28 protein-coding genes are annotated in these 24,547 nt (G+C 62.1%); 8 read left to right on the top strand and 20 right to left on the bottom strand.

Going from position 1 to position 24,547, the window contains the following annotated elements; translation table 11 throughout:
- Nucleotides 1–14: 14 nt before the first annotated feature.
- Both AC0Z42_RS20220 and AC0Z42_RS20215 read right to left on the bottom strand, forming a co-directional pair.
- Complete coding sequence (locus AC0Z42_RS20220; RefSeq protein ID WP_485469972.1) at nt 15–1,376, bottom strand: serine hydrolase; 1,362 nt, start codon at nt 1,374–1,376, stop codon at nt 15–17.
- Nucleotides 1,377–1,448: 72 nt separating this feature from the next.
- Entirely contained in the window at nt 1,449–2,342 is an 894-nt protein-coding gene (locus AC0Z42_RS20215; RefSeq protein ID WP_485469971.1) for a DUF535 family protein, read from the bottom strand.
- A gap of 158 nt (nt 2,343–2,500) precedes the next feature.
- On the opposite strand from AC0Z42_RS20215, the gene AC0Z42_RS20210 reads away from it, so the two are divergent.
- Nucleotides 2,501–3,151, top strand: a complete 651-nt coding sequence (locus AC0Z42_RS20210) for a hypothetical protein (protein ID WP_485469970.1) — start codon at nt 2,501–2,503, stop codon at nt 3,149–3,151.
- Nucleotides 3,152–3,162: 11 nt separating this feature from the next.
- Here the strand turns inward: AC0Z42_RS20210 and AC0Z42_RS20205 are convergent, their stop codons facing one another.
- A complete protein-coding gene (locus tag AC0Z42_RS20205) occupies nt 3,163–4,182 on the bottom strand; it encodes a DNA-binding protein (protein ID WP_485469969.1) in 1,020 nt (339 codons plus the stop codon).
- A gap of 221 nt (nt 4,183–4,403) precedes the next feature.
- Here AC0Z42_RS20205 and AC0Z42_RS20200 point away from each other — a divergent pair, with 221 nt between their 5' ends.
- The gene (locus AC0Z42_RS20200) at nt 4,404–5,414 is read left to right on the top strand and encodes a site-specific integrase (protein WP_485469968.1); all 1,011 of its coding nucleotides are present in this window, start codon (nt 4,404–4,406) and stop codon (nt 5,412–5,414) included.
- Nucleotides 5,411–6,574 carry an acyltransferase family protein gene (locus tag AC0Z42_RS20195; protein WP_485469967.1) on the top strand — a complete coding sequence of 388 codons (1,164 nt, stop codon included), beginning with the start codon at nt 5,411–5,413 and terminating at the stop codon, nt 6,572–6,574. The genes AC0Z42_RS20200 and AC0Z42_RS20195 overlap by 4 nt, the downstream gene beginning before the upstream one ends.
- On the opposite strand, the gene AC0Z42_RS20190 is transcribed toward AC0Z42_RS20195, so the two are convergent.
- The 9 genes from AC0Z42_RS20190 to AC0Z42_RS20150 form a co-directional block, all read right to left on the bottom strand.
- The gene (locus AC0Z42_RS20190) at nt 6,558–6,995 is read right to left on the bottom strand and encodes a PaaI family thioesterase (protein ID WP_485469966.1); all 438 of its coding nucleotides are present in this window, start codon (nt 6,993–6,995) and stop codon (nt 6,558–6,560) included. The two genes, AC0Z42_RS20195 and AC0Z42_RS20190, sit on opposite strands and share 17 nt — an antisense overlap.
- Before the next feature lie 4 nt (nt 6,996–6,999).
- On the bottom strand, nt 7,000–7,506 hold the full coding sequence (locus AC0Z42_RS20185) for a MarR family winged helix-turn-helix transcriptional regulator (protein WP_485469965.1): 507 nt from the start codon (nt 7,504–7,506) through the stop codon (nt 7,000–7,002).
- 47 nt (nt 7,507–7,553) lie between these two features.
- Nucleotides 7,554–8,279 carry an SDR family oxidoreductase gene (locus AC0Z42_RS20180; RefSeq protein WP_485469964.1) on the bottom strand — a complete coding sequence of 242 codons (726 nt, stop codon included), beginning with the start codon at nt 8,277–8,279 and terminating at the stop codon, nt 7,554–7,556.
- Entirely contained in the window at nt 8,272–8,772 is a 501-nt protein-coding gene (locus AC0Z42_RS20175; protein ID WP_485469963.1) for a nuclear transport factor 2 family protein, read from the bottom strand. The genes AC0Z42_RS20180 and AC0Z42_RS20175 overlap by 8 nt, the downstream gene beginning before the upstream one ends.
- Nucleotides 8,773–8,830: 58 nt before the next feature.
- A complete protein-coding gene (locus AC0Z42_RS20170; protein WP_485469962.1) occupies nt 8,831–9,571 on the bottom strand; it encodes an SDR family NAD(P)-dependent oxidoreductase in 741 nt (246 codons plus the stop codon).
- Nucleotides 9,572–9,767: 196 nt separating this feature from the next.
- Nucleotides 9,768–10,361: a TetR/AcrR family transcriptional regulator gene (locus AC0Z42_RS20165; RefSeq protein WP_485469961.1), complete on the bottom strand. Its 594-nt coding sequence runs from the start codon at nt 10,359–10,361 to the stop codon at nt 9,768–9,770.
- Between the two features lie 157 nt (nt 10,362–10,518).
- Complete coding sequence (locus AC0Z42_RS20160) at nt 10,519–10,914, bottom strand: ferredoxin (protein ID WP_485469960.1); 396 nt, start codon at nt 10,912–10,914, stop codon at nt 10,519–10,521.
- A gap of 309 nt (nt 10,915–11,223) precedes the next feature.
- A complete protein-coding gene (locus AC0Z42_RS20155) occupies nt 11,224–11,748 on the bottom strand; it encodes a hypothetical protein (RefSeq protein WP_485469959.1) in 525 nt (174 codons plus the stop codon).
- A 28-nt stretch (nt 11,749–11,776) separates the two neighbouring features.
- Nucleotides 11,777–12,658: a LysR family transcriptional regulator gene (locus AC0Z42_RS20150; protein ID WP_485470053.1), complete on the bottom strand. Its 882-nt coding sequence runs from the start codon at nt 12,656–12,658 to the stop codon at nt 11,777–11,779.
- 93 nt (nt 12,659–12,751) lie between these two features.
- Between AC0Z42_RS20150 and AC0Z42_RS20145 the strand changes: the two genes are divergently transcribed.
- Nucleotides 12,752–13,291: a GNAT family N-acetyltransferase gene (locus AC0Z42_RS20145; RefSeq protein ID WP_485469958.1), complete on the top strand. Its 540-nt coding sequence runs from the start codon at nt 12,752–12,754 to the stop codon at nt 13,289–13,291.
- Between the two features lie 66 nt (nt 13,292–13,357).
- Nucleotides 13,358–14,854: an MFS transporter gene (locus AC0Z42_RS20140; RefSeq protein WP_485469957.1), complete on the top strand. Its 1,497-nt coding sequence runs from the start codon at nt 13,358–13,360 to the stop codon at nt 14,852–14,854.
- Here AC0Z42_RS20140 and AC0Z42_RS20135 read toward each other — a convergent pair.
- The 3 genes from AC0Z42_RS20135 to AC0Z42_RS20125 form a co-directional block, all read right to left on the bottom strand.
- The gene (locus AC0Z42_RS20135; RefSeq protein ID WP_485469956.1) at nt 14,847–15,086 is read right to left on the bottom strand and encodes an alpha/beta fold hydrolase; all 240 of its coding nucleotides are present in this window, start codon (nt 15,084–15,086) and stop codon (nt 14,847–14,849) included. The genes AC0Z42_RS20140 and AC0Z42_RS20135 overlap by 8 nt on opposite strands.
- A 236-nt stretch (nt 15,087–15,322) precedes the next feature.
- Nucleotides 15,323–15,865, bottom strand: a complete 543-nt coding sequence (locus AC0Z42_RS20130) for a hypothetical protein (RefSeq protein ID WP_485469955.1) — start codon at nt 15,863–15,865, stop codon at nt 15,323–15,325.
- A 41-nt stretch (nt 15,866–15,906) separates the two neighbouring features.
- Nucleotides 15,907–18,198 carry a heavy metal translocating P-type ATPase gene (locus AC0Z42_RS20125; RefSeq protein ID WP_485469954.1) on the bottom strand — a complete coding sequence of 764 codons (2,292 nt, stop codon included), beginning with the start codon at nt 18,196–18,198 and terminating at the stop codon, nt 15,907–15,909.
- 96 nt (nt 18,199–18,294) lie between these two features.
- On the opposite strand from AC0Z42_RS20125, the gene cadR reads away from it, so the two are divergent.
- Nucleotides 18,295–18,723 (top strand): Cd(II)/Pb(II)-responsive transcriptional regulator, encoded by a 429-nt coding sequence (cadR, locus tag AC0Z42_RS20120; RefSeq protein ID WP_485469953.1) that lies wholly within the window; start codon nt 18,295–18,297, stop codon nt 18,721–18,723.
- 24 nt (nt 18,724–18,747) lie between these two features.
- Here cadR and AC0Z42_RS20115 read toward each other — a convergent pair whose 3' ends face one another.
- From AC0Z42_RS20115 to AC0Z42_RS20095, 5 genes are all read right to left on the bottom strand, one after another.
- Complete coding sequence (locus AC0Z42_RS20115) at nt 18,748–19,131, bottom strand: hypothetical protein (protein ID WP_485469952.1); 384 nt, start codon at nt 19,129–19,131, stop codon at nt 18,748–18,750.
- Nucleotides 19,132–19,227: 96 nt separating this feature from the next.
- Nucleotides 19,228–19,779 carry a DUF4142 domain-containing protein gene (locus tag AC0Z42_RS20110; protein WP_485469951.1) on the bottom strand — a complete coding sequence of 184 codons (552 nt, stop codon included), beginning with the start codon at nt 19,777–19,779 and terminating at the stop codon, nt 19,228–19,230.
- A gap of 96 nt (nt 19,780–19,875) precedes the next feature.
- Entirely contained in the window at nt 19,876–20,529 is a 654-nt protein-coding gene (locus AC0Z42_RS20105) for an SMI1/KNR4 family protein (RefSeq protein ID WP_485469950.1), read from the bottom strand.
- A 63-nt stretch (nt 20,530–20,592) separates the two neighbouring features.
- Nucleotides 20,593–21,723, bottom strand: coding sequence for a catalase family protein (locus AC0Z42_RS20100; RefSeq protein WP_485469949.1), 1,131 nt, complete (start codon nt 21,721–21,723; stop codon nt 20,593–20,595).
- Between the two features lie 89 nt (nt 21,724–21,812).
- Nucleotides 21,813–22,709, bottom strand: a complete 897-nt coding sequence (locus tag AC0Z42_RS20095) for a LysR family transcriptional regulator (protein WP_485469948.1) — start codon at nt 22,707–22,709, stop codon at nt 21,813–21,815.
- A 101-nt stretch (nt 22,710–22,810) separates the two neighbouring features.
- Here AC0Z42_RS20095 and AC0Z42_RS20090 point away from each other — a divergent pair, with 101 nt between their 5' ends.
- Nucleotides 22,811–24,250: an amidase gene (locus AC0Z42_RS20090; RefSeq protein ID WP_485469947.1), complete on the top strand. Its 1,440-nt coding sequence runs from the start codon at nt 22,811–22,813 to the stop codon at nt 24,248–24,250.
- Between the two features lie 135 nt (nt 24,251–24,385).
- Nucleotides 24,386–24,547: a hypothetical protein gene (locus AC0Z42_RS20085; RefSeq protein ID WP_485469946.1), complete on the top strand. Its 162-nt coding sequence runs from the start codon at nt 24,386–24,388 to the stop codon at nt 24,545–24,547.

The raw sequence follows: 24,547 nt of genomic DNA, 5'->3' as shown, positions 1-24,547 counted from the left end.
CGACGGCCTGCAACTTACTCTTTGCGCTGGCCCGGTATCGCCTGGCCATTCTGGTACAGCACCAGGCCGCTAATGGCGCCGTTCGTGTCGCGCTGGAACACCAGCTGCGCATCGACCACTTTATAGAAGAAGGCATCCTTGCCGCTGGCAAACACCGGCGCTTCCTGCTGGCCGGTGGCGCCCACCAGCAAGCCCTGCGGCCCCTGGCGCACCGTCAGCACGAAGGTCGGCGCCAGCGCGTAACTGCCGACATACTCGCCCAGCGCCTGCGGCGCGATGGCCACCTCGTTGCGCTGCGTTGCCGCGCCAGCCAGCGGCGGCAGGGGGCCCGGCACCAGGCCGGCCACGCCAAGCGCATCGACGCTGGCCGAGGTATTGGTCAGTACCACCACGCCGCGCTGGCCATCCTGCGTATAGCCGGCAAAGCTGGCGTAGCCGCCGGTCTGGCCGTTATGCCAGATAAATGGCTGGCCCTTGGCCTGGTCGCGCATCCACGCCAGGCCGATACCCTTGCCGCCGCCCAATTGTTGCAGGGGCTGCACGGCCAGCACATGGGCCGCATCCGGCTTGAGCATGAACGATTGCAGGTAGGCCACCATGTCGCGCGCCGTCGACAGCACGGCGCCGGCGCCGGCAATCGCCTGGAATTGCCAGTGCTGCGCCGGCTTGCCGTCGGCCAGATGGCCGGGCGCCAGCCGCGCACGCAGCGCTGGCGACATCAGGCTGGAGGTCGAGCGCATGCCCAGCGGGCCGGCGATCTGCGTTTGCAGCAAGGTTTCATACGATACGCCCGCCCTGGCCGCCAGCGCCGTGCCCAGCAGGCCATAGCCCAGGTTCGAATATTCAAACGCGACGCCCGGCGCGCGCGCCAGCACATGGTCGGCCAGAAAGGCGCGCAATTGCTCGTTGCCATAGTCCGCATACGGGTCATTGACGTCGGCCGGCGCCAGGTTGCCGGGCAAGCGCGGCAGGCCCGAGTAATGGGTGGCCAGGTCCTGCAAGCTGATGGCCCGGCCGTTCACGGCAGGCATCTTGTAGCCGGGCAACAGGTCGGCCACCGGCTGGGCCAGCGTGAGCTTGCCCGCCGCCACCGCCTGCGCCAGCAGCAAACCGGTCATGGTCTTGGTGACCGAACCGATCTCATAGACGGTATCGGCATCGGGCAGGCCATCCTGGTTGCCGCGCCCGAAACCGTACACCGCGCTGTCCTTGCCGTCGATCACGGCGATCACGATGCTGGCGTGCTGGCCACCGTGCGTCAGTGCCTCGGCGCGCTCGCGCACGGCAGGGTCGAGCGTGGGCGCGGCGCCGGCCAGCGCGCAGGTCAAGGGCAGCATGGCGGCGGCCAGCGCACGCAGGGGCAGGGACAAGGTCATGAACGGCTCCGTAAAAATGGCAACAAAAGATCATAATGCAAAAATGATCTTCCTGGCAACTTCATGCTTCTGTCAGTTCTCCCAGGCAGGCGCTTCCAGCAGCGCGCCCAGCTTGCCGCGCATGGCGTGGCTCAGCATTGTCAGCAACTCACCGCGGCGGCGCGCATCGGCGCGTTTCCTGGACGCCACGCCGGCCAGCTCTGGCGGACGGCAAGGCAGGCAGGGCAGATGGTAGTTACCGTCCATCATCGCGATCGCGTGCAGTTCACGCCACGCCTGGTCATAGTCGGCGCCGATCTGTCGCCGCCGGCGGGGATTGAGGGCGATGCGGTTGGCATTGCTGATCAAAAACAGATAATTGCAACAGAAGAAATCGCCCAGGTCGCGCAACAGGGCGACCAGCAAGTTCTTGGGCCGGCAGCCATGCAGCGCGCGCGTGGCGTCGCGTACCAATTGCGCGCCCGTGGCCGAACGCACGCCCTGCAAGGCGCCCAATTGCAGCGCTACGCCATCGTTGCGCGGCACGAACAAAAAGCTGACCAGGTACAGCGGCACGCCATCGCGCAGCAGGCGCAGGCACAGCTCGCCCTCGCGGTAGCTGTCGTGGATCGCGCTCAGCTGCACCCGGTAGCAAGCGCCATCCTTGCCTTCGACGCAGGCCAGCACCAGCGCTTGCCGCGCCGCCTGCTCGACCAGGCCCCGCGCGCCGGCTTGCCACAGATAGCGGTAATGCCCTTCGAGCAGGGCCAGCCGGCCGGCGCAATCGAGCTGGCAACTGGCATATGGCCGAAATGGTTTGTAGCGCAGGCAGGGATGCAGGCGCGCCAGGGCCGTCATGCCCGGCGTCTGCGCCAGGAATGATTGCCAGCGCCGGTGCTGGCGCGGATAGACAAGCACGCCGAGGGCGGCTTTCAGGCGGTGGCCGTCGGTGCTGTGGCGCAAGGCGGCTTGAGCAGCGTGGATCATCTGGCATGGGTCCGGTGAGTGTGGCGCCGCACAATGCGCGCCCGACTGCAGGCATGCTAGCTGCGCATGGTGAATTTCGCGTGAAGAAGACGAGGGTTGATGGCAGAATGGGCATACCCTCAGCTGCCAACTGGTTCACTTTGCGCCAGGAACCGACCATGTCCAACCGTGTTTATTTGTGTTGCACGCATTTCTCCACGCCGCCGCAGGAAGCGGATTGGCCGGCCTTTAGCGATGAGTCCGGCATGGAATACGAGGCGGCGTACTGCGTGCCGTTCTTCTGGCTGTGCCTGTTCGGACCGCAGGACGTGCATCTGGCGCCTGGCGAAGAAGGCGTGTTCGACACGCAGCGCGACTATGCCTACCTGGCCTGCCCGCGCGAGGAGGGCCTGGCGCGCCTGAAGGCTCGCTCGGCCGTGTTGCGGCGCGCACTGGGCGAAGAGCGCCATGCTCTGTACCTGGAATGGCAGGCGCGCATCGCCCGCGAAAGCTACAGCCATGTGCTGGTGCGCACCGAAGAACTCGACATGATGGACGAAGAAGGCCAGTTGCAGCAAGATATGCAGGCGGCCCTGGCCGACCTCGATGCCGGCTGCGCCAGCGGCGCCTTGGTGATCGGCCCAGTGCTGGCCAGCCTGGCCGGTGTTCCGTATCCGCCCGAATTGCGGCGCTACAACGCCCATGTGCTGGCCGGCACGGCCATCAGCGCCGAGGGCTGGCCGCCGGCCTTGCCGGAACCGGAGCCGCAGATTGAATCCAATGACGCCGAGGTGCCTGCCACCGCGCGGCCATGGTGGAAATTCTGGTAGCTAATTCCACGCTAGGATTTTTTCTGCCGTCCTTCCTCCAGCAGCGCCAGCCGCGCCGCCATGCCGGCGTGTTCGCGCAGCAGGGTGTCGCGCTCCTGCTCCAGCTGCCGCGTGCGCTGCAAACCTGTTTCGGTCTTGTCGGCCAGCATGGCCAGTTGCCGGTCCTGCGTGGCCAGCGCCACCTTTGACTCATTAAGCGCCAGCATGGCCGCTTCCAGCTTGGCCAGCAGGGCGTCGGCCGACGCGGCCGCCTGCCCGTACTGATACTCGAACTGGTCGCGCTCGGGGCGCACCGTGGCCAGCGCTTCGCGGTCCGCCGCCGCGCTTTGCTCCAGGCGCTGCTGCTCCGCCTGCAGCTGGGACAGGCGCATGTCCTGTTGCACCAGGGTTGCCTGCTGGCCTTGAAGGCGCTGCTGCAGCTGGGCATTGTCCTGCTCCAGCCGGCTCAGTTGCTGCTGCTGGGTTTGCCGCTCCTCGCTGCGCTGGGCCGCTGACGCTTCCTGGTAATGGTCGAACTGCGAGCGCACCTGGGTCAGTTGCCGGTTCAGCGCGCCAATTTCCTCGCCCCGGTCGGCCAGGCGCTGGGTCAGTCCCGCATTATCGCTGTGCAGGCTGGCCAGGGACACCGCGCGAAAATGATGTTCCTCCTTCAGCTGCACCAGCGCCTGCTGGGTGGCGCGCAATTCCTGCGTCAGCGCGGTGCGCACTTCCGTCAATTTAAGGCGTTCCGCCTCGGTTTTTTTCAGTTTTTCCAGCGCCGCATCAAGCTCGACACGGCTTTCCTGCATCGATTGCTCCAGCTGCTGCGCCAAGTCCCGCTGCTGCTTGTGATACACGCCGCGCATCGCTTCCATCAGCTCGGCGGGCAACCCCGCTTCCGTTTTCACGGCCCCCGCGCCCTGGAATTCTTCCTTCCAGCGCTTGAGCAGGGGCGCAATGGTGCTCTTGCTGCCGGTGCTGCCCAGCGCCTCACGCACGTTGTCGACCGTGGGATTGCGCCCATCGGCGGCCACAATCTGGGCGGCTTTCATAACATCGGAGTACAAAATACCGGCGCGAGCCATAAAACCACCTATAAGCGAAATTTAGTAACGTATTACATGATACGTAATACGCGATAATATTACGATATAAATTTTCGAAAGAATGCAGAAAAATAAGTCTCGATAAGGTTGATTATCGTGGGTTATAGCGATGGTTTGCATGGTATCCTGCGTTTCGCCGAGTACAAAACCGTGTTTTTCCGCATTCCATGGCCCAGCACCCCCTGAAAAAACCGCCCTCCGCCAGCCAGTTGGCCATGCCGCCAGTACACGACACCCTGATCGATGCCGAACTGGCCGCGCGCCACCAGGCCTTCCTGGCTGCCGCCACCGCCGACAACACGCGCCGCGCCTACCGTTCGGCCATCCGCCACTTCCAGGCCTGGGGCGGGGCGCTGCCCGCTGACGAATCGGCCGTGATCCGCTATCTGCTGGCCCACGCGGATACCTTGAACGCACGCACCCTGGCCTTGCGCCTGACGGCGCTGTCGCAATGGCATGTGTACCAGGGTTTTTTTGACGCCGCGTCCACGCCCACCGTGCGCAAGACCTTGGCCGGCATCGCCCGCCTGCACGGCAAGCCGAAGAACAAGGCCAAGGCGCTGCCACTGGAAGACCTGGAAACCATCGTCGCGCGGCTGCAGCAAGAAGGCACGCTCAAGTCGCTGCGCGACAGCGCCTTGCTGCAGCTGGGGTTTTTTGGCGGCTTTCGCCGCAGCGAGCTGGTGGCCTTGCGCGTGGAAGATGTCAGCTGGGAGCCGCAAGGCATGGTGATTACCCTGCCGCGCTCGAAAACCGATCAGTCGGGCGAGGGCATCGTCAAGGCGGTGCCCTATGGGGAAGGGACGTGCTGCCCGGCCAGCGCGCTGAAAAGCTGGCTGGCGGCGGCCGGCATTGTTGCCGGGCCGCTGCTGCGCACCGTCAACCAATGGGGCCATGTCGCCGACAAGCCGCTGCATGCCGGCAGCATCAACACCATCCTGGAAGCTTGCGCCCGGCTGGCGGGGCTCGATTATGTGCCGGAACTGTCCAGCCACAGCCTGCGGCGTGGCATGGCCACCAGCGCCCACCGCGCCGGCGCCGACTTCCAGGCCATCAAGCGCCAGGGCGGCTGGCGCCATGACGGCACGGTGCATGGCTATATAGAAGAGGCGGGGCGTTTCGACAGCAATGCGGCCGGCAGCCTGCTGCGCAAGAAACCGGCGGCGGCAAAGACATGAATCCCGATAATCGCGGCCTGCCGCGCAATGCGCGCATTGACTTCCTGCGCGGCGTCGCCATCGCCTGCGTGCTGATCCTGCACTTCACGCTGGCCTTTGGCCTGACCCGGAGTCCGCTGGGCGACTTGCTCGGTGCAAACGCCATCAGGGCAGTTGCCTTCAACGGCAACTACGGCGTAACGATCTTTTTTGTTATTTCCGGCTATCTGATTACCAGCGGTATCGTGCAGCGCTGGGGCAGCCTGCGCCAGATCGATGCGCGCAGCTTTTATGTGATGCGCGCCGCGCGCATCCTGCCCAGCCTGTTGCTTGCGCTGGCCATTATCGTGGTACTGGGCGTGCTGGACATTCCCTTCTTCAATAACGGCGACGCCAATCCGCCGCTGCCAGCCAGCTACTTCGGCATCGCCATCGTCTCTGTCCTGACCTTCTGGCATAACCTGCTGATGCAGTCCAGCGGCTACTTCAACTACTGCCTCAACGTCTATTGGTCGCTATCGGTCGAGGAAATGTTTTACCTGTGCCTGCCACCTTTGTGCTTGCTGCTGCGCCGCACCTGGCTGCTGGTGGCCGTCTGCGTGGGCGCAGTCGTGCTCGGGCCGCTGTATCGCGGTGCGCACGCCGGCAATGAGCTGTATTTCATGTATGGCTATTTCGCCTGTTTCGACGCGATTGCCATCGGCTGCCTGACAGCCTTGCTGGCGCCACGGCTTGCCTTGCCACCCCTGGCGCGGCGCGTGTTGCGCATGGCCTGCGGCATCGCGCTGCCACTGATCTACCTGCGCGGCATCGCCGGCCATGAGGCATTCGGCTTTACGGCGATCGCGCTGGCCGCCGCCGGCATTCTGCTCGGTGCGCACGGCGAAGAGCAGAAGGGCTGGACCACCGGCCGGCTGGCTGCGCCGCTGCGCTGGGCCGGGCGCCATAGCTACGAGCTGTATCTGTTTCACGTGATTGTGCTCGCTGCCATGCGCAATCTCATGACCAGGGCCGAACTGGGCTACGCCATGCGATTGCCGTGGCTGGCATTGTTTCTTGCAGTCTCCGCACTGGTCGCCATGCTGGTCAGCCACCATGTATCGGAACCGGCCAACCGCGCGCTGCGTGGCTGGTATAACCGCCGTCGTGGTGCTGTCGTTGTTGTCAGCTCGGGCGGATAATCATGCAAGTGGCCGTGGCATGTGCATAGATCTTGCCGGCCTCGTCGCGAATGGTGCCTTCCGAAATAACCAGGTTGCGCCCCGCATTGATGACTTTTCCTTCCGCATACAGGGCCTGGTCGAACGGCAGCGGCCGGCACATCTTGATATTCAGGTCAGTCGTGCCATAGCTTTCGCCAGCCGGCAGCACCGTATGCGTGGCGCAACCGGTGACCGTATCGAGCACGGTGGCGGCAAACCCGCCATGCACGCCGCCCATCGGGTTGGTGTGGGTCTGATTCGCGGTGGCCGTAAACACCACGCGGCCGTGCTCGATGGTGTCGACTTCCATCGGCATCACATTGGAAATGCCGGGGCGCGGAAACAGGCCCTTGGCCAAGGCCTGCATCAATTCCAGGCCGGTCATTTGATTCGGTTGCATGGTATTACTCCTGTGGGGTGGTCGATGATGGGAAATCTTGTTGGAAGCGCAGGCCCGCCGCATGGATCAGGAAACGCGCGACGACGGCCAGTTCCTCTTCGCTGAAACCGTGTTTCAGCTGTGCATTCAGGCTGTCGAGCACGGGCAGGGCCGCCGCCAGCACCTGCTGCCCCTTGGGCGACAAATGCAAGGACCCCGCGCGCGCATCGAGCGCCGACTGGCCGCGCACGATCAGGCCGTTTTCTTCCATGCGCGACACCAGCCCGGTGACGGCGGAATTCTTCAGCTGCAACAGCCGCCCCAGGTCCTTCAGCTGGCAGCCTTCCTCGCTTTTCAGCACAAACAAGGCGACCACCTGTGTGCCGGAATAGCCCAGTTCGCTGGTAAACACGGCATCGGCCGAACGAAACAGATTCTGGCGCGCCTGGCTCAGCAGGTTGAACAGGCGCGGCGAGCGCTTGCCGGCGGGGCAGGGGGAAGGAGTATCCGGGATAGAATTATTATTACGCATGCGGAGTATACTACTACGTATGCGTAATAAATCAAGTGATAGCTTTTTTACCAGGGCTGGCGGCCGTGACTGCCGAAGAAACCGCCGGTTGGCCCGTCATTGCCGATGAGTGCCATGCGCAGCACTGTTGCGGCGCCCTCGTCGGGTGTCGCGATCCCGGTATTGTCGTTGATGTCGGTACGGACATGGCCCGGTTCCACGGCGTTGACCTTGATGCCGAACGGCTCGAGCTCCTTTGCGAAGGAAACCGTGACAGCGTTCAACGCGACTTTCGACGACGTGTAGTCGAGGAAGTTGACGGTAGAAAAAATCGAGGTCGGATCCGTGATCAGCGTCAGCGAGCCGACGCCACTTCCCATCATGACAATGCGCGCATTCCCGGCAGTTTTCAGAAGCGGAACGAACGCCTGGGTAATGCGTATCGGACCAAACAGATTGACTTCAAAAGTCGCTTTTATATCCTTCATCTGGAGCTGGCTCGGCGGCGAAGTCCTGTCCACCAGGATGCCGGCGTTGTTGATGAGAACATGCAGAACGCCCACTTCGCGGGCAATCGTCGCCGCCGCCCGCTCCACGCTGGCCTCATCGGCAACGTCGATTTCGAGTAGCCGCACATCGAGCCCCTCATCGCGTAGCTGCGCAACCGCCTTCTCGCCGCGTTCCCGGTCGCGCGCCCCCATCCACACCGACATGCCTGCCTTGGCCAGGCCCCTGGCGATGGCGTAGCCGATGCCCTTGTTGGCACCAGTCACCAGTGCTTGTCGCTTAGTCATGCTGGATTCCTGGTTCCGCCTTGTTTTCCTGCGGCTGGGCGACATGGTGGCTTAGCTCGCCGAAAAGCCGCGGTTCGATCGCGCGCGACTTGAAGTGCCACTTCCCGTTGCCAAGCTCGAAGGTATCGTTGTAGCGGCCAGTGACGATAGGCTGGAGCGGCAGGCCCGGAAGCTCTTGATGAACGGTAAAGTAGCTAACCGCCCTGGCGGTCGTGGCGGACTCGATGTCGATGATCGTATTCGAGATTGCATGCCAGGTCCGAGGCGTGCCATCCTCATGATGCTGGACGTTGGCCTTGAAAAAGCGTGCGATGTCTTCACTGCCGACCACTACGGTATCGACCACCTGAAAGCGGGTGTTGGCGAGCAGTTCCGCGTTCGCGGCGATTTTACCGTCGTCCAGGTTGTGAACATAGGTTGCGATGAGGCGATGAATTTCGCTCTCTGCGACGAGGCGGTCTAGCGGCGTGAGTTGATCTTGATTGGCAGACATGAGTTTCTTTCGGTGAAATTGATAGGGGTTGCGTGGCAGCCATCGCCGCCACAAAAAGTCAGATCTGCGAGGCGCCGCCATCGAGGAAGAGTTCAACGCCATTGATGTATCCGGACTGCTCGCTGGCGACGAACGCGACCGCACGCGCAATGTCCTGCGGCTCGCCGATCCGGCCCACCATGCTGCGTCCACGCAGGAACGCCAGGGTTTCGTCGACGCTATCGGGGAACATGCCGCGCAGCGAAGGGGTATCTACCGGCCCGGGGCTGACCAGGTTGATGCGCACGCCGGAAGGCTTGATTTCCTGGATCCAGCTGCGCACCAGATTGCGCAGGGCGGCTTTCGACGCGCCATACACGCTCAACCCCGGCCCCGGATCGATGGAGGCGGTCGATCCGATGATGACGATCGACGCGCCAGAGGGCATCAGCGGCAGGGCGCCCTGGACGGTAAACGTGACGCCTTTGACATTGGTGTTGAATATCTGGTCATAGTGGGCTTCCGTGATCGTGCCCAGCGGCGCCAGGTAACCCACGCCGGCGTTCGCCACCAGGACGTCGATTCGACCATGGATCGCCTTGATCTCGCGGTACAGCGCATCGAGTTCCACCAGGTTGGATATGTCGGCCTTGATGGCAGAGGCGTTGGCGCCGATGGACGCTACCGCCTCTGCCAGTTGCTGCTGGCGCCGCCCCGTGATGACGACCGTTGCGCCCTGCGCTGCCAAGTGACTTGCGATCCCGAAACCAAGACCGGTCGCACCACCCGTCACCACCGCAATTTTGTTCTTGAATGACATGATTCTCTCCTGTTGACAGGCATCGGCGATGCCTATATAGCGATCATTACATAAATTTGGCGTGCCGGCAAATTTTTATAGTGATCGCTATATCAAGCGACGAACAAGGGCGCTGTCGCCGGCTGGGGAGGGCGTACGCCGGGTATCGATATCAGGAATGGCGGGCGGACGGGCAGGCCGCCGCCAGGCGGGAGTGTCAGGTCGTACGGGAGTTCGCGAACTCGGCAATCAGCGCACCACCCGCAATTTTGGAACAATCGACGAGTTTCTCTTGCGAATAGCCGAGGCATGCATAGGAAGAAATTCCTCGCAAGGTCAGCAGCAGATAATCAACAATTCGCTCGACATCATGCGCCGGCGCGTGCGCGGCCACATAAGTGCGCAGGAGAGCGATTCCAGGCTCGGCAAGAGCCGAAGCGATGGCGGCTGCCTTATCATCGTCAGCACGCATCGCCTCGGTGACCATGCAACCGAGACGTGGTGGCGTGGCCGTGTAATGGATGGCAGCGGCGATGAAAAGGTTGTTAAGCACCTCGGCCGGCGGCCCCTGGCGGGAGAGCAATTCTTCCATGGGCAGCGAATAATTCCCAACGTAGTTGCGCAATGTGCGTTCAAATAATTCGAACTTGCTGCCATATGCGGCATACAGGCTGGGCGGCACGATCCCCAATGCCTCGGTCAAATCCGAGACACTCACCGCATCGTAACCACGGGCATGGAAAAGCGCTTCCGCTATATCGACACCCCGTTCTCGATCAAACGCCGGCCGACGTTGGCGCACTGCTTTCATACTCTTCTCCCAGGACTGCGCCATCATAACCGCCGCTCACTTCGTGTGCAACAATTTGTAGCAATCACTACATTCGGCTTGCACTTGGATAGTTCAACCCAGATGGTGATCGATATATATATAAAATGCGCTGAAACGAACTGGTGAAGTTCGACTATTATTTTTTCAAACCCCATCGATCTCGCTTCACCTCTTCAATCAGCATCTTCAGATCCTGATCAAGGCTATCGCATTGATTACCTTCACCTGAAGCAACGAGCTTAATCTGAATGACCCGATTTTTCCCTTTGTAGCGAATGCAGCCAATATCCTGCACTTCAAAGGCTTCGATCATCTGCCGAACCTCAATCGCGCTCGACGGCTGTTTGCTCACATAGCAATTTCCATCAGGCGCGTAAGAAAATAATTCGGGCGCTACTGTTGATGGCATGCCACACGATGTGCAGCACCCATCCTCCACGTAAAAATCTCCGCGCACGTTATGCGAGAAAGGCACGCGTACAACATCTTCATGCTCGGCCGGCCGAAGCATCCTGTCTATCCATCGTTTCATTTCATCCCCAACGTTGACTGCGATTTATGCTTGCCACAAGATTGCACCTGACTATCCTGACAGGGGTCGGTGTTCCGCGTCCTGGGCCGACCGTTTCGTCGAACACGACAGCAGTCAGAGAACTGTTCTAGTACTTGGCTTGCCTTCTGATTGCTAAGCATGGCGCCTCCGAAAAGATATCGCTTGGGGCCGGTTCTGGCCTCATATCGTAAAGTTTTATTGGCCTGGATCCATATATTTCCAGACATGTGGCCTTGGTTACGTACTTAGTTAGTTGCATCATGCTACTTCAGCCGCCAGTTCCATCGCTCAATCCGGCGTCCTTTCAGCATCGCGCTCCCGGCAACTCAAGGTCGCATAGCGCCCCGGCGCCAGCTTGTGGCGGATGCCCAGGCTGGCCAGCTCGCCCTGCAGGTCGGCGTTATCGTTCAGGCTGCAGCGATGGACACGGGCAAATTGCGCCAAAGGCTTGAGGCTGCCACTGACTTTCACGCTGAGGCCGGCGCCGGGGCTGACGCAACAGCCTATCCACCGCGACATATATTCCTCTTCGATCATCACCAGCTCATGGCCCATGAAGCGGGCCGGTTTGTTGATCAGGTAGTAATCGGTGTAGTCGGCCCGCAGGTTCGGCTTGATGTCGATCAGGCCGCCTTGCATATATGCCTGGATCGCCTGGCCGGAAGTGCCCACGCGTTCGTTGCTGCTTTTTTTCAGGTGCAGCGCACTGGCCAGGCCGTTTTCCAGTTCAGGGCCGGGATCTGCAGAAGCGAAAGAAGACGCCAAGGCGAGTAAAACAGCAGCACGCCGCGCGGCGCGATAAAAATAATGCATGGAATTGCTCCTGTCGGTTATCGGTCATTCAGCCACGCGGACCGTCGCGCAGCAGCTCGGCCAGCCTTGTCGTCAGCCATTGGCAAGTGGCGCTCAGTTTCTTGCCGTGCAAGGCCAGCCGTCGTACTGGCAGGCGCGACAGGGCCAGGGTGGGGCAGGGTACTTCTTGCAGAAAACCCTTGTAGTTGTCGTAGTGGGCGATATTGAGCGGCAAGATCGCCCAACCCAGTTCGTCGGCCACCATTTCCGCGATGCTGTAGAAACTGTCGGAATACCAGACGGTGGGGCTATACGCCTGTTCGCGGTTCAGTTCGGAATCCATGATCAGCTGGCGGTGGCGCGTGAGCTCGTTTCGGCTCACTTCCTGGCCATGCGCCATCGCGTGGCCTTTGGCCACGAATACGCCTTGCGCCACGCTGCCGATATGCTGCTGCTCCAGGATAGCCGAGACGGGCGCGCGGTCGAAGTGAAAGGCCACGTCGGCTTGCTGCTGTTCCACGTAATGCGCCACTTCGGATGCGGTGGCGTTCAGCATCACCAGTTCCAGCGCCGGATAGCGCGCCGCCAGTTCCTTGACCAGGGTGCCGACCGCCAGGTAGGGCAGTGCTTCGTCGAGGGCCAGGGTCAGCCGCGCTTCCGGCGCCACGCTCAGCAATTGCGCGCGCAGCTGCAGCCGTTCGGCCTGGCGCAGCAATTCGCACGCTTCCAGGTGCATCACCTTGCCCGCTTCCGTCAGCACGGCATTGCGGCGCGAGCGGTCGAACAGCTCCACGCCCAGCTCGGCTTCCAGCAGGCCAATGGCCGTGCTGACCACCGATTGCGCGCGGCCCAGCTTGCGCGCCGCGCCCGAAAACGAGCCGGCTGCCACTGCCGCTTCCAGGTAGCGCATTTGTTCCAGAGTCCATTGCATACGTTTCATCCATCTCATTTACAGATGGATTTTAACTTGAATGCCATTCCACGGCGACATAAACTCGATGCCATCAAATAAAGGAGTACTTATATGCAAGATACGCCCATCTTCAGCTGGTGCCACGACGCAAGCCTTGAGGACACGCTGTGCCAGCTGTACCTGGACAATGTCAGCCCCGATTATATTTCCCATTCCGAACTGCAAGGCCCGCGCGCCGAGTCGCCCGGCAACTGGCGCGCCGACTTGCCGGACGTCATACGCGGCGAGATCCGCGCCGCGCTGTCGCACGACTGGGCGCATGGTGACTCGAGCCTGCTGGCCGCTGCCAACTTGAACGGCGCCATCGTCGGCATGGCGCTGGTGTCCATCGATACGCGCCAGCGCGCCGCCAAATCGTTTGCGGCGCTCGACGACCTGGTGCTGCATCCCGATGCGCGCGGCCATGGCATCGGCTCGCAGCTGGTCGAGTGGGTGGCGCAAGAGCTGCACAGCCATGGCATCGCCCGCCTGTTCCTCGAATGCGGCGCGTACAACCTGAACGCCCAGCAATTTTTCAAGGGCCGCGGCTTTCAGCAAGTGTCGGTGGTGATGCTGCGTGAACTGGACGGCGAGGGCGCGCATCGTGGCTGAAGACCGACGACGACGTGCTTTCATCAAACTTTTTATCCATTCGAATAGCTATTCCTGAGTACAAACATGCACCAAATAAAAAAATGGCTGACGTTGGCCATCGTTTCCAGCGCCCTGTTCCTGATCGTGGTCGACATGACCGTGCTCTATACCGCCTTGCCCGCGCTGACGCGCGAGTTGCAAGCCTCATCCTCGCAAAAGCTGTGGATCATCAATGTGTATTCCCTGGTCGTATGCGCCTTGCTGCCCGGCCTGGGTACCCTGGGCGACCGCCTGGGCCATAAACCCGTCTTCCTCGCTGGCCTGGCGGTGTTCGGCGTCGCCTCGCTGTGCGCCGCTTTTTCGCCCACGCCGGCCTGGCTGATTTGCGCGCGCATCGTGCTGGCACTGGGCGCCGCCATGATGATGCCGGCCACCTTGTCACTGATACGCCTGACATTTGCCGACACGCGCGAGCGCTCGTTTGCGATCGGCGTCTGGGCCGCCATCGCCTCGGGCGGCGCCGCTTTCGGCCCGGTGCTGGGCGGTTTTTTGCTGGAACACTACTGGTGGGGCTCGGTTTTCCTGATCAATGTGCCGGTGGTGCTGCTGACCCTGGTCATGGCCGCCGCCATCCTGCCCAAACGCGCAGGCAATACCGACAAACCGTGGGATTTGACCGGCTCGCTGCAAATCATGCTGGGTTTGCTGGGTGGCGTATATGCCATCAAGGAACTGGGCAAGAACGCGCCGTCGTATGCCGTTGCGCTGGCGGCGCTGCTCATCGCCGCCGTTTTCATGACCGCCTTTGTGCGCCGCCAGAGTCGGCAAACCCAGCCGCTGATCGATTTCACGCTGTTTCGCGCCTTGCCGTTTTCCAGCGCGGTGGCTGCCGCCATGGTTGCCTCGGCCGCCCTGATCGGCATGGAATTGGCGCTCAGCCAGCATTTGCAGCTGGTGCGCGCGCTGTCGCCGCTGGACGCCGGCCTGTTGCTGCTGCCGTTGCCGCTGGCCTCCGTGTTTGCAGGGCCATTGACGGGCTACCTGCTGCCGCGCGCCGACAAGGCGCAAGTGCTGTGGGGATCGTTATTGTTATCGAGCATAGGCATGGCCAGCTACCTGTTGCTGCATGACGCTTCGGTACCGTTGCAGGTGGCCAGCCTGGTGCTGTTGGGACTGGGCTTGGGCGCCGTGATGACGGCCGCGTCCAGCGCCGTGATGCTCAACGTGTCGCCGCAGCAAGCCGGCATGGCCGCCTCGATCGAGGAAGTATCGTTTGAACTGGGCGGCGTGCTGGGCGTGACGATCCTCGGCACCATCATGACGGCGGTCTACAGCGCCAGCCTGGTGCTGCCAGGCAGCGCCGGTCTGTTGCCGAGCGCCCACGACACCCTGGACGCGGCGCTGCAGGCGGCAGAGCAACTGCCGGGCGCGCTGGGCCTGCAGGTGGCGCAACTGGCGCGCGACGCTTTCGACCAGGCATTCGTTGCCGTGCTGGCAACGGCTGCCGCCATCTTGCTGGCGGCGGCGGTCGTGATACGCCAGTTGAACCTGCGCCAGCGTAAAGCGGCGCTGGCTATTTGATCAGCGGTACGATTTTTTCGCGCAGCAAGGTCAGTTGCGCGTCGAGCACGGCCTGGTTCGGGTCGTGTCCGGCGCGCTTGATAAGCACGAAGTCCTTGTGCGGCGCGCTGATGCTGTCAAAGTACTGGCGCGCGATCACGGGGGAGGTCAGCAGGTCTTGCGTGCCCATCACGAAATAGACCGGCAGCTTGAACTGCGTGCCCATCGCCGGCAAGTTCACCTTGGAAAACATGCCATCGCCATGCATGCCCATGAACTGGATATACGAATAATCGTAATGGGTGGTTCCGTTGGCTTTGCATGGAGTTGGGTTTGTCGAGGATGGAGGGAAGAGATAATGAACGCTGGCGTCGTCTCGTGTTATTTTGCAAGAACGCGGATATTGATGTCATCAAAAATCCCAAGGCCAATTACCATATTAATGGCGATCCACGACATTTCAGGTTCTTTCATTCGACCACTCAGACGTCAGATATGCATGAGTGCATCAATCGCATACGGAATATCATCTATATCGATACTGGCCATGGCGGGCAAGCGGGCCACTGGTTGCAGCAAGAACTCATAGCCGCAAACACGGTTTTCCAGATCGCTATCTTGCCGGTCAATAAATTTGAGCACCCGCACTGCATGGTTGCCCGGTTCCAACCGGAATTCGGCATCCAGGCCCAAGCGTTCTTCTGGTGGCGGGAAGTTCAGATAGTAATCGAGGTCGAAGTCCATGATGCCGAACAGATCCGTCATGATCACGGTGCCGCTGCTGACTTTCAGTGGCAACACCACATCCAGCACGGCATCAATCAAGTGCGCTGCGGTGGAGGCCGGGCCTTCATCATTGAATACCAGTTCGTAATCCCACATGGGAATGGTATAAATGGGCAGCAAGCAGCCCTGCTTGATGGCGGTGTCGCCCACTTCCGGATAATCGTTGAAGTACTGCATCAGATCGGTGGCGTCGATCTGCTGTTCTGCGACAAAGGCGGCCAGGGTGGCGGGATCGAACAGCACCATGCCCGGCGTTTGCAGAATGATTTTTCGATGTTGGAGCATGCTCAAGCCTTGCCAGTACGCAGCAGCCGCAAGCCATTGGCCACCACCAGCAGGCTGGCGCCCACATCGGCAAACACGGCCATCCACAAGGTGGCCAAGCCGCCCAGCGCCAGGCCGAAGAAAATGATCTTGATGCCGATGGCAAAGCTGATGTTCTGCACCAGGATGCGGCGGGTACGGCGGCTGAGGCTGATAAATTCCGGCAGCTTGCCCAGCTCATCGTCCATCAGCGCCACATCGGCTGTTTCGATGGCCGTATCGCTGCCGGCCGCGCCCATGGCAAAGCCGATATCGGCCTGTGCCAGCGCCGGCGCATCGTTGACGCCATCGCCCAGCATGGCCACCATACCGAACTGGCGCTGCAGCGCCACAATTTCATCGAGCTTGTTTTCCGGCAGCAGTTCCGCCTTGACCAGCGCCACGCCCACTTCATCGGCAATGCGCTGCGCCGTCTGGGCATTGTCGCCGGTCAGCATGACGGTGGTCACGCCCATGGCAGTCAGGCGGGCAATCGCGGCTGCGGCTTGTGGGCGCAGCACATCGGCGACGGCGATCACGCCCAGCGCTTCGGTATCGCTGGCCAGCACCATCGCCGTGTACGCCTTCTGTTCCAGCAGCGCCAGTGCCGCTTGCAGTGCCGGCGTCAGCAGGTTCAGTTCCTGCATCAGGCGCGCATTGCCCAGGTAATATGTCTTGCCGGCCAGGGTGCCTTGCACGCCACGGCCGTGCAGCGCGGTAAATTGCGTTACCGCTTGCCGCTGGCCAGCCGGCGGGCCCGCCTTGACGATGGCGGCAGCCAGCGGATGGGCCGAGCCGGCCTCCAGGCTGGTGGCCAGCAACAGGATATTGTCGCGGCTGTGGCCATCGAAGGCCACCACTTCCGTCACGGCCGGCTTGCCCATGGTCAAGGTACCCGTCTTGTCGACGGCGATGGCCTTGATGCGATGGCCGGTTTCCAGGAATTGCCCGCCTTTCACCAGGATGCCGCGCCGCGCCGCCGCCGTCAGGCCGCTGACCACCGTGACAGGCGTGGAAATGACCAGGGCGCAAGGGCAGGCGATCACCAGCATCACCAGCGCTTTATACACCCAGTCCATCAGCGGCTGGCCCAGCAGCAAGGGTGGCAGCACGGCCACCAGGATGGCGCACACTACCACTGCCGGCGTGTAATAACGGGCGAACTGGTCGACAAAGCGCTGGGTTGGCGCCTGCTTGCCCTGGGTTTCCTCGATTACCTTGACGATTTTGGCCAGCGTGCTATTGCCGCTGTTGGCCGTGACGGTAATATCGAGCAAACCCAGTTCGTTGATAGTGCACGCGTAGACCACATCGCCGGCAGCCTTGTCCACTGGCATGCTTTCGCCCGTGATCGGCGCCTGGTTGACGGCGGACTGGCCGTTTTGAACGATACCGTCCAACGCGATGCGTTCGCCCGGCTTGACGCGCACCAAGCTGCCTACTGCCACTTGCGCCACCGGCACGCTGTGCCAGTCATTGCCCGATTGCACGGTGGCCACATCCGGCGCCAGCTGCATCAGGCTGTGCACGGCATTGCGCGCGCGGTTCAGCGACATGCCTTCGATCAGTTCGGCAATCGCGAACAGGAAAATCACCATCGCCGCTTCCGGCCACTGGCCGATGGCCAGCGCGCCCAGCACCGCCAGGCTCATCAGGAAATTGATATTCAGCGTGAAACTTTTCAGGGCGATCCAGCCTTTTTTCAAGGTCGGCCAGCCGCCGCTGGCGATCGACAGCAGGGCCAGCGCGATCACCAGCGGCGAGTTGTCCTGGTGCGACGTCCACGCCAGTGCTTCGGCTGCCACCGCCGCCACGCCGGACACGACCAGCAGGCTTTTCTGCATGAGCGGGAGCTTTCCTTCATCGGCGTCGCGCGGCTTGGTCGCGCCTGCCTCGACCGGCACGGCCTGCATGCCGATGGCGTGCAGCGCCGCCTCGACCGTCGAAAGGCCAGGCAAGGTGTGATGCACGTCCAGCACCCGGTTCATCAGGTTGAAATCAAGGCCCACCACGCCAGCCATGCCGGACAGCTTGTTGCGGATCAGGCGCTCTTCCACCGGGCAATCCATATTGGCGATGCGGTACTTGGCCGTTTGCGCGCCGGCCGGCGTCGCACTGGGCAAGACCGGCAAGTCAGGCAGGACGGCAGGCGCATCTGGGTGGCTGTGCGAACAGCAGCTGCCATGCGCGTGTGCGTGCGGCTTTTCGTGGGCGTGCGCGTCGGCGGCGCGGTCATCGTCCGAGGGCGTGTGGGCGTGGTGGTGATCGTGCGGCATCGCATCATCCTTCAGGGATTCGTGTATGCTTGCATTAGAAACCCTGTAGCCGCTACAGGGTCAAGCGAAATCTACACGCTACAAGAAAGGACCGCCATGCGTATCGGAGAACTGGCCAGGCGCACCCATTGCGACGTTGAAACGGTGCGCTACTATGAAAAGGCGGGCCTGCTGCAGGAACCGGGCCGCAGCAGCGCCGGCTACCGCGAGTACAAGGCCGAACACCAGGAACGGCTGCAGTTCATCCGCCATTGCCGTTCACTGCAGATCGGCCTGGCCGACATACGCGCCTTGCTTGAATTTAAGAATAACCCGGCCGAGGGTTGCCAGAGCGTCAATCAATTGCTGGACCACCATATCGAGCGTATCGCCGAGCAGATGGCCACCTTGCAAACGTTGCAGCAGCAACTGGTCAGCCTGCGCCATCAGTGCGACCAGCCAACGCCGTCGCAGGACTGCGCAATACTGCAAAACCTGTCGGTAGCAGCCAGCGGCAACGATTGCGCCTGCCATACCGAACACTAAGCGCGAGCCGAACTCAATGCCATCTCAGGCGCATTGCGGCAGGGTCCAGCCTTCATAACCCATATCGGTCGGGTAGATCGCGCGCTCCTGGCCCCAGCGGGCATGGTCCTGCAAGCCATCTTCATGCAGGTCCAGCACCCATTCGGTGCTTTCGAGCATGTCTCCCTGCTTGTCATAGACACGGAAGAACGACTGCGTGCTCAGCGAACGCACGATATTGGACACCGTGCCGCTGCCATAAGCGGGCGCATAGGTATTGATCACGCACTTGCCGCTGGGACTCCAGGCTTGGGCGTACAGTTTGGCGTGCTCGGCGGCATTGATCTTGACGGACAGCCAGACGGCAATCAGCATGGCCATCAGCAGGCCGGCCACGATCAACAGGCTTTTCTTGAGGAGTGGAGACATGAAAGGCAATAAAAACGAGATGGCCGCATTGTAAGCCATGCTGGCACTGGCCGCGCATTTTGGCGATCAGTGCCAGTTATCCATTTACTTGCTTTTTCACTTACCCAGGCTGGAATGCAGGGCGTTGGCCATCTCCAGATGGTGTTGCAACGCTGGCAAGGTCTTGGCGGCAAAGGCCTTGATTTCCGGGTCGGTGGCCTTCTGGCTCGCGTCTGTAAACAGCTTCACGGCATCTTTATGCGCAGCAACGCCGATCTTGGCAGAGTATTCCTGGTCGAACTGCTTGCCTTCCAGGCCGCTCAGCTTGGCGATATCGGCCTTGTGACGTGCGCTGGGCTCGTCGCTGACCGTGATCTGTTTGCTCGCTGCCAATTGCTTGAGTTCATCGGCTACCTTGGTATGGTCGGTCACCATGGAATCGGCAAATTTCTTCACTTCCGCATTGGTACTTTTGCTCTGCGCCACTTTGCTGGCCGCAATCTCGGTACTGCCCGAGTCGGCCGCCTTGGTGATAAAGGTTTTATCGTAGGCGCCCGGCGCATTGGCGGCGATGCTGTTGATCGCCATACCGCTTAACAGCGCGATGGTAGCGCCAATCGCAATGCTTTTCATGGAAGGCGTACGGGAACTGGTGGTGGTCAGACGCATGGGGTTTCCTTTCGATATGGTTTATACAAGCTGATTAAAAGCATAAGCCAGCCATACGAGCATATACATAGGACGCACGCGGCCATCGCCGTAGGACTAGTCCTGTACGTTACCGCACAATTCAATCTCCAGGCGCCGGAACAGCGGACCGATCTCCGGATCGTCGCGCCAGTCGGGCAGGCCGATATCGAGATATTCCGCAGTGGCCGCCAGGTGCGAGGGCAGACTCGCGTATTGCTCAAGGTCCCTGATCACTTCGTTCTTGTCCAGATACAGGCTGGCGATATAGGCGTCGAACGACGGCGCCAGGACCATCAGGCCGGCCGGTGCACGCGGCCCGGCCCACGCCGGCAGTTCGCGAATATGTGCCAGCACCCGGCCCTGTCCCTCATCGCTGAGGTCCAGGAACAGCATGGAATCGCCGCCATCGCGGGCAAACGGCAGGATTTTTTCCGGCATCTCCATGTGCTTGCGCGCGGCGCGCAATTCGCCGATCAGGGTTTCATCGCAGAAGTCGCCTTCGCCGGCATTGAACAGGCCCGGAAACGACATCTGCTCGACGCCGCCACGGCCATCGGGTACGTCGCAGTAATAATCGATCTCGCCGCCGTTGGCCACCTGCAAAAACTCCAGGAAGCTGGCCGGCAGCGAAGCCTGCAGTTCGGTTTCGATGGCGGCGATCTGGGCTGGCGTGGGGGCCGGCCCGGCTTCGTCGATGGCGATGTGGCGATAGCGGGTGTAGTAGCTCATGGGTGTCCTGGCGGGAAGTAAAAACCGCCAGTGTAAGCAAGGCGGCCGCTTGGGTGCGTTCCATTACACTATCGGCAAGTCTTCGACGCCGCGTGGTTCGCGCACTTCGATCCCCGTGCGCTCGAAGCGGAAGCGCGACGACATCGCATAGGCCGCCTTGCGCACCCGCATGATGGAGCCCAGCGGACGGTGTTTCAGAATACCGTGCCACGGCGTAAACGACATGCCGTCATCGATGGCGCGCGACAACGCTTCCGTCCAACCCGCCTGTGGCGGCGCCGTGATGCGCGCCACCGGCAGGAACGGGCTGTCTTCCTGCTTCCATTCGACCGACGCATCTTCCAGCGGCATCGCCTCGATATCGCGGCACAGCTGCACCCGCACTTCCCAGGTCGCCGCATGGCTGGCAAAAAACGCCGCTACCGCCGCGCGCAGCCCGTTCGGCTTGCCGTCCAGGTCGACTGGCGCATCTTTCAGCGCAGCCAGTTCCGGAGAGACCGGCACCAGTTGCACCTTGGCCATGTAGAGGCCATATAAAATGGGGACCTGGCTGAAATAGGTTTCGCCCAGCACATTGGTTTCCGGGTGGCCGCCCATGCCTTTCAACAAGGTGCTTGCGCCGCCAACCGCTTCCAGCGCCTTTTCCGCACCTTGCAATACGGTGGACAGGGCTTTTTTCAGGCCTGGCGCCTTGTCGGTGGTGCTGGCCAGCAATTTCAGGCTGCCAAGGAATTTTTTCGCGGTCGGCGCCTGGAACACCGGGCCATTGACCAGCACGAAATCCTGGGTCGCAGCCGGCGTGCTGGCCGTGCTGGCTTCGCCGTCCAGGATCGACAGCTGCGTACCCGGTACCCCAAGCACCTTGATGGCCATGCCGCGCGGCACCGAGACATTGTCGTCCAGCATGTCGCCGGGAATGGTGGAGATGCGCATCACCACCGGATAGCTGCCCGGTTGGGCAAACAGACCTTGCGCCAGCTCGGGCGCCAGGCCATCGAGTACCTGCAACTGGCCGCGCAGCAAGCCATGGCTTTTTGCATGCACGCTGCGCGTGGCGTGGCCGGTGTCTTTATAGGTCGTTGCGGAAATGCCGTGCAAGGTCTGCAACAGCTGCGCCGTGGTGTCCTGCTCGCCTTCCTCTTCATATTCAAAACGCGGCTCGTAAGGCAGGGGCGGGCGGGGAATGGCGGACATGGCTTTTCCTTGTGTGGGTAAATGATGGCCCATGATTGCCGCAACCGGCGATGCCTTCTGTATGCTGGCGTACAGAGTGACGTAATGCGCTACAGCGCCGCCATGACCTGCGCGCGCAGCCAGCGGTGGCCGGGGTCCAGGTGCATGCGCTCATGCCATACCATCGCCATCTCGTAATCGGGCAGCACCAGCGGTGCTTCCCAGGTGCGCAGCTGCGCCAGGGCATTTTTCAGCAGCCGCGACGGCAGCAGCGCCACCATGTCGGATTGCGCCAGCAACGGAGGCACGAACAGGAAGTGCGGCACCGACAGCACCACCTTGCGCTGGCGGCCCTGTAGTGCCAGCGCCGTATCGACAGCCGTGCGGTAGCCGCCGCCATTGGGCGACACCACCACGAATTCCAGCGTGCAAAAGCGCTCGAGATCGGGCGCGCTCTGCAACAGCGGATGGTCGCGCCGGCAAGCGAGGACATAGTGTTCGGTAAACAACACGCGGTGGCGCAACAGCGGCGGCGCTTCTTCCTGCGCCAGGAAGCCGAGGTCGACCTGGCCGCTTTCCAGTTGGCCCGCCATGCGCGCCGGCACCGCTTCCAGCACGGCCATGCGCGAGCGCGGCGCCAGGGCGCGCAAGCCAGGCAGCAGCGGCAGCAGGATCGCGTATTCGGTGGCGTCGGCCGCCGCCAGCTTCCATTCCACCTCGGCCGTCAATGGCTCGAAGGCGCTTTCCGGCTGCAGCACCTGCTCCAGCTGGGCCAGCGCCGCTTGCAATGGCGCCATCAGCGCCAGTGCGCGCGCCGTCGGCAACATGCCGCGCGGGCCAGGCAACAGCAGCGGATCGTCAAAGGCGGCGCGCAGCTTGCCCAGCTGCACGCTGACGGACGGCTGGCTCAGGTGCAACCGCTCGGCCGCGCGCGTCACATTGCGCTCGACCAGTAGGGCATCGAGCGTCAGCAGCAGATTCAAATCGAGCTTGCTTAAATTGTGCATGACTATACCTGGAATTTACCTTATTCATTTCCGCAATACTACCATCAGCCCTACAGTGTGTGTAGTGCCACAGCACATTCATCCACTACAGGAGCAATCTGATGCAACTCCATGAATATACTCAATATGATGGCCTGGGTCTGGCAGCACTGGTGCGCCAGGGCCAGGTCAGCGCAGCGCAATTGCAGGCCTGCGCGCTGCAGGCCATCGAGGCCGTCAATCCCCGTCTCAATGCGGTCGCCGAACACTGGACAATGGACTGCGGGCCAACCGATCCTGCTGCGCCGTTTGCCGGCGTGCCTTTCCTGATCAAGGATATTGCCGTGGCCATGGCCGGCAAGAAAATGGAAATGGGCAGCCGCCTGGCGGCCGGCCATGTGGCGCCAGCCGACTCATTCCTGATGACGCAGTTCCGCCGCGCCGGCCTGGCCACCATCGGCCGCAGCACCACCCCTGAAATGGCGTTTGCCACCACCACCGAAGCCGTACTGTACGGCGCCACGCGCAATCCCTGGGACCTGGCACTGAGCCCGGGTGGCTCCAGCGGCGGCGCGGCAGCGGCCGTGGCCGCCGGCATCGTGCCGCTGGCCCATGCAACGGACGCAGCCGGCTCGATCCGCGTGCCGGCCGCGTCAACCGGCCTGTTCGGCCTGAAGCCGAGCCGTGGCCGGGTCTCGAACGGACCGGCGATGGATGAAATCTTCAGCGGCCTGGGCGTGCAGCTGGGCGTCAGCCGCAGCGTGCGCGACAGCGCCGCCTTGCTGGACGCGGTACAGGGCGTGATGCCGGGCGAGCCGTATGTCACGGCCGCGCCAGGCCACACTTGGCTGTCGCAGGTCAGCGCACAGCCAGGCAGGCTGCGAATCGGCGTGATGCGCACCGCCTGCGATGGGCAGCGCCCCGACGCCGAAGTGGGCACGGCGCTGGACGACGGCGTGCGCCTGCTGGAAAGCTTGGGTCACCATCTGGAAGACGCCGCGCCGCCGCTGGGCGTATCGTGGGAGGCATTTGTGCTGGCCAATGCACGCATCTGGTGCGCCAACCTGGTGGGCTGGATCGATGGCATGGCGCAAGAGCAGGGGCGCGCCATCTCGCTGGCAACGCTGGAACCGGCCACCCTGGCTTGCTATCGCTATGGCCAGGCGGTCTCGGCAGTCGAGTTTGTTGCTGCGCTGTCCGTGCGCAATACCGTCACGCGCCAGGCGGGCGCCTACTTTGCCCACTATGATGTGTTGCTGTCGCCCACCTTGCCGTCGCTGCCGTGGCCGCTGGGGCGCTATGGGCAAAACCAGGAAGCGATGGACGGGTTTGCCTGGACGGCGCGCTTGTTCCAGCACTCGCCGTACACGCCGCTGGCCAATGTGGCCGGCCTGCCTGCGATGTCGGTGCCGCTGGCCATGTCCGGCAATGGCTTGCCGATCGGTATGCAGTTCATGGCTGGCCTGGGCCGGGAAGGCTGCTTGCTGCGACTGGCGGGCCAGCTGGAACGGGCCGCGCCGTGGGCGCAGCGGCGTCCACCGGTGTGGGCAGGAAACAAGTAGTCCGCAAGGCATGCATGACCTTTGATACAGGTCAAAACGCCCCTCATTGTCGGCATTTCCATGTAACTTAGTTCGCTGGCCGGCATCTTATCCTTCATCACATGGCGCGGCACTGGCCGGGACTGGAGCGATAAAGTGACAAGCAAAAAATTCCTTTACATGGTGGAGCGTCTGTACCGCGCCGGCCAGCGCATGGATGCGGCCAAATCGATCCAGGAGCGGGTGCTGGCGGCGCGCTGGCTGACGGCCTGGAACAGGGCCTTGCAGACCGAGCACGCCAGGAATCTCCATCTTTAA

Source organism: Janthinobacterium sp. 1L-D-8-B-C4 (genome assembly GCF_057291295.1).
This window is presented reverse-complemented; position numbering and strand designations above follow the sequence as displayed.